Here is a 12,276-nt window from a genome sequence, read left to right as displayed (position 1 = left end):
CGTAGCTTCTCTTTCTGGGGTTATTTTAGATTCCCCACAGTATCCTCATCATCCCACCCCCGCTTGTTGATGGACAAGCGGGATCTCCTGAGTTTCTGGTGATAAATCAAGCTGATAATTGGGTCATGCTGAACGCTTACTTTATATCGGAATGATATCTATGATACTTTGGGCATGGGGCATGGGGCAAAACAGTGCTGAGTTAGGAGTTAGGAGTTAGGAGTTATTCTTTGCTCTGCCCACTCAGCACTCTTGAGGAGCATTGGGCAAACGAGCATAGTCGGATAAAACTACTGAATTCTGACTCCTGAATTCTCACTTCTTTTAGACGTATTTCTTAAAGGCCAGCGTGACATTATGACCGCCAAATCCAAAAGAATTGGATATTGCCACCTCGACTTTTTGATGGCGGCTATAGTTAGGCACGTAATCTAAGTCACACTCTGGATCGGGATTTTCCAGATTTATTGTCGGTGGAATTTGGTCATTAGCGATCGCCAGTACTGTTGCGACTGCTTCAATACCTCCAGAACCGCCCAATAAATGACCTGTCATGGATTTGGTGGAGCTAATTGCCACCTTATAGGCATGTTCTCCCAAAGCTTTTTTGATTGCTGAGGTTTCAGTTGAATCATTAGCTGGGGTACTAGTGCCGTGAGCATTAATATAGCTAATCTGTTCGGGAGTTATGTTGGCATCTTTGAGCGCTAGTTCTATTGCTCTAGCGGCTCCGAGTCCACCAGGGACGGGGGAAGTGATATGGTAAGCGTCACAGGTCATACCATAGCCGATCATTTCGGCATAAATGTGAGCGCCGCGACTGAGGGCGTGTTGCAGTTCTTCGAGAATTAAAATTCCTGAACCTTCACCCAAGACAAATCCATCGCGATCGCTATCAAAGGGACGGCAAGCTTTCTGCGGATCGTCATTGCGAAAAGAGAGGGCTTTGCAAGCGGCAAACCCAGCCATCGATAATGGTGTCACAGCCGACTCTGTTCCGCCGCAAATCATCGCTTGGGCATATCCCCCTTGAATTAAGCGAAAAGCATCGCCTACAGCGTTAGAGCCAGCAGCGCAGGCAGTTACTGGGCAGGAATTTGGCCCTTTAGCACCCGTGTGAATTGCCGTTAATCCTGCTGCCATATTGGCGATCATCATCGGTATCATGAATGGACTACAGCGATCTGGCCCACGGTTGAGGTAGATAGTTTGCTGGTCTTCTAATACCTTAATGCCGCCAATGCCAGAACCGATCATGACACCTACCTGTTCGGCATTCAGTTCATTTATAACTAACTGCGCGTTAGCTAGAGCCTGTTTTGCTGCCGAAACCCCAAATTGGGCAAATCGATCCATGCGCTTGGCATCTTTGCGCTCCAAGTAATCATGTGGATCGAAGTTTTTTACTTCACCAGCAATGCGGCAATCATGGCGAGACGCATCAAAAAATGTAATGCGGTCAATGCCATTACGTCCACTCAATAATCCATCCCAATATTCTGTTGCTGTGTTACCGATAGGTGTAATCGCGCCAACACCAGTTACAACAACGCGTTTACGTATATAATCTGTCATGATTCAGTTAAAGGTGGCGAAAAAGCAGCAGGCATTAAATTAAACAGTGCTGAGTTGTGAGTCTGAGTTCTGAGTTTTGGAAGCACCTAAAGATGGAGAAAACTCCAAACTTTTGCCTCCTAAAACTCTAACTCCTAAACTTTTAACTGTTCAGCACCCACTGAAAAGTCAAAGCGGTGGTTTTTGCCTAGATGCCCAGAGGGGCATGGCATTGCCATCTAAACTTCAAAGACTCAAAACTTCTTTAAGCTGATGCGGTAACTTTGTTATTGATGTAATCTACTGCGTCTTGAACGGTTAAAATCTGCTCGGCAGCTTCGTCGGGAATTTCGATATCAAATTCTTCTTCCAAGGCCATCACCAGTTCAACGGTATCTAGGGAATCAGCGTTGAGATCGTCCATAAACTTCGACTGGGGTGTGATTGTGGCAGGGTCGGAAACACTCAATTGTTCGGTGACGATTTTCTTGACCTTTTCAAAAAGTTCAGCTTGGCTCATAAATAATAAAAGTCCTTAACCAGTTGCTAGGTTCTGCTCTTTACGGGAAACATTGTTTTGAGCATATACATCTTATCGTCAAGCGCGATCGCCCGTATACTACCAAGGCTTTTTCTGTTAAAAAATCCCTCCCGTTCCTCAAAAAAATCGGATAAGTTTTCTTAAAATTGGGTATAGGAGCGGACTATGCCATTGCCAACAGCATGTAAATGTTTCGGTTGTCAAATTATTGCTAACTTTTTTTACAATATCTCGCTCAGTATTTACAGCCTTGCTAGCAATCAGAATATATAGACGCTGCGGCTTTGAACCTAGACGGTTAAAGAGACGGTGGTCAAATATCAGAACTTAGGTGCTAACAAGGAATAATAAAACAATTATTGTTTAGAGCGATCGCTTTAACCCAAACATACCTCTATGCTATCTCAGACACTTAAATACGCTTACTTCCCCGGTTGTGTTGCTCAAGGGGCCTGTCGGGAACTTTACCAATCAACTCAAGCGCTTACCCAAGCACTGGGTATTGAACTAGTTGAACTTAAAAAAGCTGCTTGCTGCGGTTCTGGCACATTTAAAGAAGATTCTCAACTACTAGAAGATACAGTCAATGCCAGAAATATTGCCCTAGCAGAAGAATTAAATTTGCCCTTACTTACCCATTGCAGCACTTGTCAGGGTGTTATCGGTCATGTGAATGAACACCTGAAAGAATGTCAGACAAATGATCCTGCGTACATTCAACAGGTTAATGGCTTACTGGATAAAGAAGGCTGTTCACCTTATCGCGGCACTACCGAGGTTAAACATCTCCTTTACGCCTTGGTAACAGATTACGGTTTAGAGGAAATTACCAAACGTGTCACCCAGAAGTTAACTGGATTAAAATGTGCGGCTTTTTATGGCTGTTATCTCCTCCGCGCCCAAAAATCTATGCCCTATGATGACCCCTTCCAACCGGAAGCGATGGAAAATATGTTTCGGGCGGTGGGTGCGACACCAATTTATTACCGAGGTCGGACACAATGTTGTGGTTGGCCGCTTGCTAGTTATGCCACTACCCAATCTTTCAAGATGGCGGGGATGCATATTCAGGACGCTTTGACATCTGGTGCGGACTGTATAGTTACACCTTGTCCTCTGTGCCACTTAAATTTAGATTCGCGTCAGCCAGAAGTGGAAAAGGTGATTGAGCAAAAGTTAGGTTTACCAGTGTTGCATTTATCCCAATTGATTGCTTTGGCACTTGGGGTTAGTCCCAAAGAACTGGGTTTAGAACGCCACGTTGTTTCGACAAAGCCAGTATTAGAGAAATTAGGATTTTAGTTTCAGGACTTAGGCACAAGGAACGGAAAATCGAACCACAGAGGACGCAGAGGCCACGGAGGAATAAGAGCAGTACGAGGTAGGGGCAATTCATGAATTGCCCCTACAGTGCGGTCTATTTCCCATCAAAAATAAAAAGTTTTAAACCCACGCAGGTGGGTTTTGTCTGTATAGCCAAGCCAGTGCAGTCTTCTCACTTTGGGAGAGGCTAGCGTCTCGTAGAGAAGAGGGTTTTTCCCATGAGCAACTAGCACACGACTTCTAGTCGCCAGGGCTATCTTTGAATTTACGTTGCAATTGTTTTAGCGATTGATACATATCTGGCAGGCGACCATAAACAGCACATACCTTGAGATATAGTTTGTAAGGAAGGGCTGGAGATCCGCAGACAACTTCTCCTGGTGCAACATCGCTGTGAATTCCAGTTTGAGCAGATGTCATCGCCCCATCTCCGATTTTCACTTGATTGGTTATTCCTGTTTGTCCAGCTAAAATAACACGATTTCCCAGTTTAACACCTCCCGCCATGCCAACCTGACCTGCGATCGCACAGCCCGCACCAATTTGGCAACCGTGACCTATTTGTACTAAATTATCAATTACTGTATTGCTACCTACCCGTGTTTCTCCAACGGCTGGGCGGTCAATCGCACTGTTGCAGCCAACTTCCACACCATCTTCTAAGACTGTATAGCCGGATTGTTCCATTTTTAACCAACCAGTCCGGGTAGGAACAAAACCAAAGCCTTCTGCGCCAATGACAGCACCACTATGAATCACACAATCTGAACCAATGCGGGTACGTTCGTGGATGGTACTATTGGCGTGTAAGGTGGTGCGATCGCCTATTTTGGCATCTGGATAAATCACCACATTGGGATGGATAATTGCGCGATCGCCAATTTCTACCCCTTGCTGAATCACAGCATGGGGGCCAATGTAAACATCATTACCAACTTTTGCGGTGGAGTGAATCACAGCAGTCGGATGAATTTCTGGGATGGGGCGATATGGTTGGTAAAAAAGTGCGATCGCTTTGGCAAACAACAATCGCGGATCTGGGGTTGCTATCCAGACAATACCGCTCTCTTGTGCAAGCACTTGTAATTTTTCATCCTGGGGCAAAATTAAAGCACTAGCATTGGTTTTAGCGACAAAAGACCCAAATTTTGCCCCTTCTACATAGCTGATAGTACCGATGGTAGCTTCATCAATAGCTGCTACCCCTGTAATTTCTGGGTCATGGTCTGGGTTGCTAGTCAGGCTATGATTAGTAGCGGCATCACCAAATTGGCACAGGATTTCGCTGAATTTCATTGTTGGGTGCGTTCAAAATTGATTTACAAAGGATGGTAACTTTATTTTTGCCGCTTTGTACTAGCCAAATAATTAGTAAACCTATTGCGAAAATACTTGAACCGCCAGGAATTCAAGTCCTTGGCTAATAGCAAAAGTCGGTTTAAACGGACTAAAACTATTGTTATTAGTCGGTTTAAACCGACTAGAGCTATTAGCCCAAAAATTTATTTTTGGGCGGGTGTTTGACTTTTGCAATAGGTTTACTTATATCTTGCACCAGGCGATTAGAAATCGCGGCTACACAGGCTAAACCCACCTCCGTGGGTTAAAAACCTTTGATTTTCTCGCTTGTCCACGGAGGTGGACTTTGTTTGTATAGCCGCGATTTCTAATCGCCAGGGCTAGGTGCAAGATGTGAGTTTAGCAATTAAAATAGAGATTATTCATCCTTCAGAAAGTTCGACGTTTTGAAATGATTAATAATATACAAGAATTAAGAGAGCGCTTGTTTACTAGTGGAATAGTAAAAAATGAGCAAGAGTTACAAGGATGTACCTCAGAGGAAATTGCATACATTGAAAGTAAATATGGAGTTTTGCCAAGGACTTACAGGGAAATCTTAGGCTTACTTGGGCATAGTGCCGGAAAGCTTGTTAGAGGATTGGAATTTGAGTTTTACTTCGACCAACTTATCAAAATGAATGAGTGGCAGCAAGAGGTTATCCTTGAGTCAATTGCTGAGGGAGAAGAATGTACACGCTTACCTGAAAATGCTTTCTGTATCTGTGCTTTACATGGAGATCCGTGGTTTATTATTGCCGATGGACAAGATGACTGTTATGTTTATTTTCTAGATGACAGTCGCACAATTAAAGAGTCCAGTAAATCTGTGATGGATTGGATAGAGGAATTTGTAGAACAAGTTGAATATTTGATAAAGAGGGGACTAAGATAAAATTTCCAAATTATATTTTTGATAATAAATTTTAACGATAACCATTTTAGTAGTCTGCTACATTAATTTTGATAACTTAGTATTAACCACTTTAGTGCTTAGAAAATAAGGACTAAAGTGGTTACTAATAATTACGAATTACGAATTACGTACAGACCTTTGGTCCATGAAAACCGCGCAGCGTGCCGGAGGCTCTATTACGAATTACGAATTAGTTCCCATTGCCACCCCTGCTAAATACCCAGTTGTCCAAGCACTTTGGAAGTTAAACCCACCAGTAACGCCATCAATATCTAAAATTTCTCCGGCAAAATAAAGACCAGGAATTAATCTACTTTCCATTGTCTTAAAGTTGACTTCTTTGAGGTTGACACCGCCACAGGTAACAAATTCTTCTTTAAAGGCTCCTTTACCACTGATTAAATATTGACCTTGAGTTAGTTCTTGCAACAGTTGATTTAAGGTTTTATTAGATATTTCTGCCCAACGGTCTTCTGTGGTAATGCCTGCACGGGCAATGATATATTGCCAGAGACGATGGGGTAAGTCAACACCGCGATGTAATGCGATCGCTTTCTTTCCCCATTCATCTTTAACTGCTAAAACTTTTTCTCGCACTTGTTCTTGTTGCAAATCAGGCAGCCAATTAATCAATAATGTGGCTTGATAGCGCTTTTCGTGCAGAACTCTCGCACCCCAAGCAGAAAGCTTCAAAACAGCCGGGCCACTCAAACCCCAGTGGGTAATTAGTAATGGGCCAGTTTGTTGTAATTGGGATTTTCCGCCCAGAGATAACCGCAATTGCACAGGGTTAACGCTAACTCCAGCTAGAGCTTGCAATTGAGGATCAGCAATATTGAAGGTAAATAAAGAGGGTACTGGCGCTTCTATTTGATGACCTAACTCTTTGACAATTTTATAACCTATAAGGCTGCTACCGGTCGCCAGAAGTAGGCGATCGCATTTAATCGGATCTCCCGACTTCAGATGAATATCAAACCCTCCATTTGTTGCGGTCACCGAAGTTACGTGTGTACCGATACGGAGTTTGACACCAGATGTCGCCACCGCTTTTATCAGACATTCCACAATGGTTTCTGAAGTATTGGTGACAGGAAACATCCGGCCATCGGCTTCAGTTTTTAGATAGACTCCACCAGCAGCAAACCAAGCTACTGTGTCTTGAGGCCCAAACCGAGTCAAAGCCCCTCGCAAAGCTTTTGCACCTCTGGGGTAATTTTGCACCAACTCCTCAGGTAAAAAGCAAGCGTGAGTAACGTTGCAGCGTCCGCCACCAGAAATTAGCACTTTCGCTAGGGGTTGGCGACTGGCTTCGAGTAATGTAACTTCGGCATCAGGATTGACTTTAGCACAAGCGATCGCGCCAAAAAATCCTGCTGCCCCACCCCCAATAACTACGATTCGTAACGGTAGCAACTTCTAAAATTTCTCAATAGCACGTCCCTTACTAGGCTAGCTGTTATCTTCACTCTTCAACTAGTTCAAATTGATCTTTTGTCGCACCACAAGTCGGACATACCTTTGAATTAGAGGACTTACGCAAAAAAACTCTCTTTCCTCTCTTTCCTCCGTGGACTCTGCGTCCTCTGTGGTTCGATTTTCCCTTCCTTGTGCGTAAGTCCTGAATTAGTTCGATATAAGAAAGTTTTGCCCCAGGAGTGGCGCGGTATATACCAAAAACTCTTGTATCTTAGACAAATGACAAATGACTAAAAACGCCACCAAGTCCTTTGGGCATAACTGATAATTGCCACAGCGATCGCCCCTAGTAGCAGTAGCCAAATTATTCCACCTGGAATAAAAGTGAGAATACCAAAACCTCTCAGTACCCAGACGGCTACACTAATGCCGAGAAGGATACCGAAAATCTGGATTAATCTACGATTTAAAGAAGATTGACTCACCTACTTTTCCTCTCAACTCAACAGAGATTACACTTGATATTGACAATAAAATATGAAGTTACGATGAAGTAGCAGTTTCATCAGAAATAACACGTAAAAATCAAGATATCGTATCCAAACGTTGGGGTAAGAGACTTGATATTAGGTGGTCTTTGTGCCATTCTAGCTGTTAAGAAGTTAGTTTTTAATTTATAAATACGGCTATTATCAAGTTTACGTAAATATTAATTGTGTTAATTGTGATAAGAACTACAGTTTTTTCAGTAAGATAACTGAAAGAATAACCAAAAAGTCGCCCTTTCTGGAAAGATAGGCATTAGACTGGAACTAAAATTTAGTGGGTTGGATTTAAGTCAAGTTCTATGACTTGTAGTTTCAACTCCATTTAGGTGGATGAGTTGAGGAGTAACTAAAATCATGATATCTGCGTCTCATATCTCAGACTCAATTATTGCAGGTTCAGATATGGCTTGGAATAAAGACAAGCAAAAGTTGCTGGTACAGGGTGAAATTTTAATAGAAACGCGATCGCACAAAACCTGGGGTGGCGCGGTAACAGCCTGGATGTATGTGCCGATGGTGCGATCGCTTGTCTGGCAGCAATTAACTGATTACCCCCGGTGGGTGCAATATTTTCCTGATATCACTAAAAGCGAGATATTACACAAAGGTGAAGTCAAACGCCTGTATCAAGCAGCACAAAAAGCCTTTTTCTTTTTCACGGCTCAAGTTGAAATTTACCTCAACGTTGTAGAAGTGCTAGGGCAACAAATCCAATTTCGCATGGAAAAAGGGACTTTTGAGGATTTTAACGCTCATTTAGAACTCAAGGATTGCGGTAACGGCACAATGCTTGCTTATACTGTGCAAGCTACACCTCTGATGCCAATTCCATCAATTTTCATTCAACAAGCAATGAATTTAGAGTTACCTGCAAATATGCGTAAAATGCGACAAGTACTTTGTAAGGGACAAAATAATTCGTAATTCGTAATTCGTAATAGAGCCTCCGGCACGCTCCGCGAACGTAATTAAGTAACTGGATCAAATTAAATATAAAACCTCACCCTCAATCCCTCTCCTTAATAAGGAGAGGGAAGCCGGAGGCAGGGTGAGGTTTATTATATGTTTAATTACGTCTACCTACTTATTACCTTACGAATGTTTGACAAAAAAAACGCCAAGACGCTCTTGCTTGACTTGGCGTTTTGGCGTGACGATGATCTTCAACGAAGAGGGAAGACTTGTTGCAAATTCTCACCTTGTCCCCCTGCTAATAACTAATAGCTAATAGCTGCCCTGCCTCTTTCTCTATTAGCTGGTAAACACCTCAGCAGGTAAACGACTAAAAGAAAGACGCTCATTTTGCACATCTACAAAGATGGTGTTACCGTCGGTAAATTCACCGCGCAAGATCGCTTTGGCAATTTGAGTTTCTAACTCTCGCTGAATCGCCCGCTTCAGTGGACGCGCCCCATAAACTGGGTCATACCCTACTTCGGCTAAAAAGTCAAGTGCAATATCCGAGAGCTTGAGGGATATTTTGCGATCGCTCAATCTTTGGCGCAATCTTTCCACTTGCAATAGCACAATATGCCGCAATTCCTTCTTATCTAAACCGTGGAAGATGATGATTTCGTCAATCCGGTTCAGGAACTCTGGACGGAAGCTATTCCGCATCGCTTCCATAACTCGACGGCGCATTTCGTCGTAGTGGGCGTTATCTCCGGCGACATCAAGAATGTACTGCGAACCGATGTTGCTAGTCATGATGATAATAGCGTTCTTGAAGTCCACCTTATGACCTTGGGCATCAGTGACGCGACCATCATCAAGAATTTGCAAGAAGATATTAAATACATCGGGGTGTGCTTTCTCGATTTCGTCGAAAAGAATCACTGAATAAGGACGGCGACGAATCGCTTCTGTAAGTTGTCCGCCTTCTTCGTAACCCACGTATCCTGGAGGCGCACCGATTAAACGAGAAACGGCGTGTTTCTCCATATATTCCGACATATCGATTCGCACCAGCGCATCTTCGCTATCGAACATATACGCCGCCAGCGCTTTCGCCAACTCGGTTTTACCCACACCCGTAGGCCCAAGGAAAACAAAGCTAGCAATGGGACGATTGGGATCAGCCAGTCCAGCGCGCGATCGCTGAATTGCATCCGCTACAGAGGTGACTGCTTCTTCTTGTCCAACCACGCGGCGGTGCAGTTCATCTTCTAAATGCAGCAGTTTTTCTTTCTCAGATTCCACCAACTTGCTGATCGGAATCCCTGTCCATTTAGAAATAATTTCGGCAATATCAGCTTCTGTGACTTCTTCCCGTAATAGTGATTTACCACTTCTTTGAGCGCTTGCCAATTCAGCTTCTACTGTTTCCAATTGACGATGCAAACTGGTTAAATTGCCGTATTTCAACTCCGCAGCGCGGTTAAGGTCGTAATCGCGTTCTGCTTGCTGAATCTCTAAATTCACCCGTTCAATCTCTTTTTTCACAGACTGAATTTTGTCAATGATATCTTTTTCAGATTGCCATTGACTATTCAGAGTTCTTTGTTCTTCTTTGAGATCGGCAATTTCTTTTTCCAATTTTTCTAGACGTTCACGAGAAGCTGCATCACTTTCTTTTTTCAGGGAAAGCTTCTCCATTTCCAATTGCAGAATCTTGCGATCAATTTCGTCGAGTTCTTCAGGTTTGGAGGTAATCTCCATTTTTAATCTCGCGGCGGCTTCATCTACCAAGTCAATGGCTTTATCTGGTAAGAAGCGATCGCTAATATATCGACTCGACAATACGGCTGCTGCAACTAAAGCACTATCAGAAATCTTCACCCCGTGGTGGTTTTCATAACGTTCTCTCAACCCGCGCAAAATCGAAATACTATCTTCTACACTGGGCTGATCGACATAAACTTGCTGGAAGCGTCTTTCTAGTGCAGCGTCTTTTTCGATATGTTTGCGGTATTCATCTAGAGTTGTCGCCCCAATACAGCGCAATTCGCCCCGCGCCAACATGGGTTTTAATAAGTTACCAGCATCCATTGCGCCTTGGCTTGCACCAGCGCCCACAACGGTGTGAATTTCATCAATAAATAAAACAATATTGCCGCCAGATTCAGTAACTTCTTTTAATACTGCTTTCAGGCGTTCTTCAAATTCACCCCGGAATTTTGCCCCTGCAATCAAAGCACCCATATCTAAAGCGATTAGCTTGCGGTCTTTGAGTGATTGAGGTACATCACCTGCAATAATGCGTTGTGCTAATCCTTCAGCGATCGCAGTTTTACCAACACCAGGTTCGCCAATTAGCACAGGGTTATTCTTAGTACGGCGAGAGAGAATTTGCACAGTGCGACGAATTTCATCATCTCGCCCAATCACTGGATCGAGTTGACCTTTACGTGCAGCTTCTGTAAGGTCACGCCCGTATTTTTCCAGTGCTTCGTATTTGCCTTCTGGATTTTGATCGGTCACTTTTTGACTCCCTCGAACTTGTTTAATAATATTTTTTAGCTTACCTTCGTCTAAACCAAATTCTTGGAATAAAGCTTTACCAAAGCGGTCATCTTTAGCGTAAGCCAGCAATAAGTGTTCAATTGAAATATATTCGTCTTGAAACTCTTTGCGATATCCGTCTGCTCGATCTAGAAGTGTATCTAAGCTGCGTCCCAAGTAGACAGAACTGCTAGTACCGGATACTTTTGGCTGACGTTGGAAAAATTGTTCAGTGCGATCGCGCAGTTTTTGGAGGTTAACACCCGCCTTAGTGAGAATCCCAGTTGCTAGACCATCTTGTTCTAGCAGTGCTTTCATCAGGTGTTCGCTTTCAATTTGCTGTTGTTGATATTGTTTAACAATATCCGGGGTATGGGCGATCGCTTCCCAGGCTTTTTCTGTAAATTGGTTAGGATTAGTAGGTTGCATAGGCTTTTTCAGGAACGTAAAGGTGTAGTGGCTTGTCGCAGGCTACCACCAGAACACCAAGTCAATAAAATTTCTGTTCTTAATAGATATTGTATGAACAGGATAGCGATCGCCTAGATCGGTGTTCACGTCTTGTAAAAGTCGTATTTTCCCCTACTTTCCATTTCCTATTTATTCCTGTGCTATATGACTAGGGAAACAAACCCAAGCGAATCCATAATTGTCGGGCTGCCACTTGAGAAGCACTGTTCATCTCCAAATATCAAACTAGCACTCAGCCAGAGTTTAAAAGCACGACGACAAAAAGTAATGACACAAGTTGAATTAGCCGAGAAAATTTACTCAAGTCAACCGCGTGTTGCTAAGGCAGAGAATGGTGATGCTTCAGTTTCAATTGAACTGTTGATACGTGCGATGCTGGCAACAGGTGCAACCCTTCAAGAAATTGGCAAGGTTATTGCCGAAGCTGGCTGAACCTCAGCATAAATCTAAATGCGTACACCAAGCATGACGTATAAAAGTTCTTCTATCTTGCCGCCACACAGAGTTACCATAATCCCAGGTCGCCTAGTGGATGCTGAAAATGATTGACCCCTACGACTTTGAAGATGATGACTTTGATTTTGAGGATGAAGATTTATTGAAAATAAAACCCATCAGCCAAATGACTGAAGGGGAAAAGCTAGTGCGATTCGTTGATTAGTAAAATCTCGGTATCCAGCCCGAAAATAACTAATCCAGCCCGACAGCAGATTACTGTCATTAAA

The 12,276-nt window shown here is 43.3% G+C and carries 11 protein-coding genes; 5 read left to right on the top strand and 6 right to left on the bottom strand.

Features of this window, described 5'->3' with window-relative positions; translation table 11 throughout:
- Positions 1-324: 324 nt before the first annotated feature.
- On the bottom strand, positions 325-1,575 hold the full coding sequence (gene fabF / locus V7K73_RS18765) for a beta-ketoacyl-ACP synthase II (RefSeq protein ID WP_334882073.1): 1,251 nt from the start codon (positions 1,573-1,575) through the stop codon (positions 325-327).
- A 244-nt stretch (positions 1,576-1,819) separates the two neighbouring features.
- Entirely contained in the window at positions 1,820-2,074 is a 255-nt protein-coding gene (acpP, locus tag V7K73_RS18760; RefSeq protein WP_334882072.1) for an acyl carrier protein, read from the bottom strand.
- Positions 2,075-2,491: 417 nt separating this feature from the next.
- Between acpP and V7K73_RS18755 the strand changes: the two genes are divergently transcribed.
- Positions 2,492-3,397: a CoB--CoM heterodisulfide reductase iron-sulfur subunit B family protein gene (locus V7K73_RS18755; RefSeq protein ID WP_334882071.1), complete on the top strand. Its 906-nt coding sequence runs from the start codon at positions 2,492-2,494 to the stop codon at positions 3,395-3,397.
- A 261-nt stretch (positions 3,398-3,658) separates the two neighbouring features.
- Here V7K73_RS18755 and lpxD read toward each other — a convergent pair whose 3' ends face one another.
- Positions 3,659-4,714: a UDP-3-O-(3-hydroxymyristoyl)glucosamine N-acyltransferase gene (lpxD, locus tag V7K73_RS18750; RefSeq protein ID WP_334882070.1), complete on the bottom strand. Its 1,056-nt coding sequence runs from the start codon at positions 4,712-4,714 to the stop codon at positions 3,659-3,661.
- Between the two features lie 454 nt (positions 4,715-5,168).
- Between lpxD and V7K73_RS18745 the strand changes: the two genes are divergently transcribed.
- Complete coding sequence (locus V7K73_RS18745; RefSeq protein ID WP_334882069.1) at positions 5,169-5,651, top strand: SMI1/KNR4 family protein; 483 nt, start codon at positions 5,169-5,171, stop codon at positions 5,649-5,651.
- A gap of 204 nt (positions 5,652-5,855) precedes the next feature.
- Here V7K73_RS18745 and V7K73_RS18740 read toward each other — a convergent pair whose 3' ends face one another.
- Positions 5,856-7,088 (bottom strand): NAD(P)/FAD-dependent oxidoreductase, encoded by a 1,233-nt coding sequence (locus V7K73_RS18740; protein ID WP_334882068.1) that lies wholly within the window; start codon positions 7,086-7,088, stop codon positions 5,856-5,858.
- Positions 7,089-7,381: 293 nt separating this feature from the next.
- Positions 7,382-7,576 (bottom strand): hypothetical protein, encoded by a 195-nt coding sequence (locus V7K73_RS18735; protein WP_118167638.1) that lies wholly within the window; start codon positions 7,574-7,576, stop codon positions 7,382-7,384.
- A 420-nt stretch (positions 7,577-7,996) separates the two neighbouring features.
- Here V7K73_RS18735 and V7K73_RS18730 point away from each other — a divergent pair, with 420 nt between their 5' ends.
- Entirely contained in the window at positions 7,997-8,563 is a 567-nt protein-coding gene (locus tag V7K73_RS18730; RefSeq protein ID WP_334882137.1) for an SRPBCC family protein, read from the top strand.
- Between the two features lie 327 nt (positions 8,564-8,890).
- Here the strand turns inward: V7K73_RS18730 and clpB are convergent, their stop codons facing one another.
- Positions 8,891-11,509: an ATP-dependent chaperone ClpB gene (gene clpB, locus V7K73_RS18725; RefSeq protein WP_334882067.1), complete on the bottom strand. Its 2,619-nt coding sequence runs from the start codon at positions 11,507-11,509 to the stop codon at positions 8,891-8,893.
- A 186-nt stretch (positions 11,510-11,695) separates the two neighbouring features.
- Between clpB and V7K73_RS18720 the strand changes: the two genes are divergently transcribed.
- Both V7K73_RS18720 and V7K73_RS18715 read left to right on the top strand, forming a co-directional pair.
- The gene (locus tag V7K73_RS18720; protein ID WP_334882066.1) at positions 11,696-11,983 is read left to right on the top strand and encodes a helix-turn-helix domain-containing protein; all 288 of its coding nucleotides are present in this window, start codon (positions 11,696-11,698) and stop codon (positions 11,981-11,983) included.
- 100 nt (positions 11,984-12,083) lie between these two features.
- Positions 12,084-12,212 carry a hypothetical protein gene (locus V7K73_RS18715; protein ID WP_334882065.1) on the top strand — a complete coding sequence of 43 codons (129 nt, stop codon included), beginning with the start codon at positions 12,084-12,086 and terminating at the stop codon, positions 12,210-12,212.
- The last annotated feature ends 64 nt before the right edge of the window (positions 12,213-12,276 follow it).

Source organism: Nostoc sp. (assembly GCF_036916975.1).
Lineage (GTDB): Bacteria > Cyanobacteriota > Cyanobacteriia > Cyanobacteriales > Nostocaceae > Nostoc.
The sequence above is the reverse complement of the archived record's forward strand: the minus strand, read 5'-3'. Positions and strand labels throughout refer to the sequence as shown.

Bases quoted from the DNA above. Each gene is read 5' to 3' on its own strand.
- acpP (WP_334882072.1), bottom strand. From the start codon at position 2,074: ATGAGCCAAGCTGAACTTTTTGAAAAGGTCAAGAAAATCGTCACCGAA.
- V7K73_RS18755 (WP_334882071.1), top strand. From the start codon at position 2,492: ATGCTATCTCAGACACTTAAATACGCTTACTTCCCCGGTTGTGTTGCT.
- V7K73_RS18745 (WP_334882069.1), top strand. From the start codon at position 5,169: ATGATTAATAATATACAAGAATTAAGAGAGCGCTTGTTTACTAGTGGA.
- V7K73_RS18720 (WP_334882066.1), top strand. From the start codon at position 11,696: ATGACTAGGGAAACAAACCCAAGCGAATCCATAATTGTCGGGCTGCCA.
- fabF (WP_334882073.1), bottom strand. From the start codon at position 1,575: ATGACAGATTATATACGTAAACGCGTTGTTGTAACTGGTGTTGGCGCG.
- lpxD (WP_334882070.1), bottom strand. From the start codon at position 4,714: ATGAAATTCAGCGAAATCCTGTGCCAATTTGGTGATGCCGCTACTAAT.
- clpB (WP_334882067.1), bottom strand. From the start codon at position 11,509: ATGCAACCTACTAATCCTAACCAATTTACAGAAAAAGCCTGGGAAGCG.
- V7K73_RS18715 (WP_334882065.1), top strand. From the start codon at position 12,084: ATGCTGAAAATGATTGACCCCTACGACTTTGAAGATGATGACTTTGAT.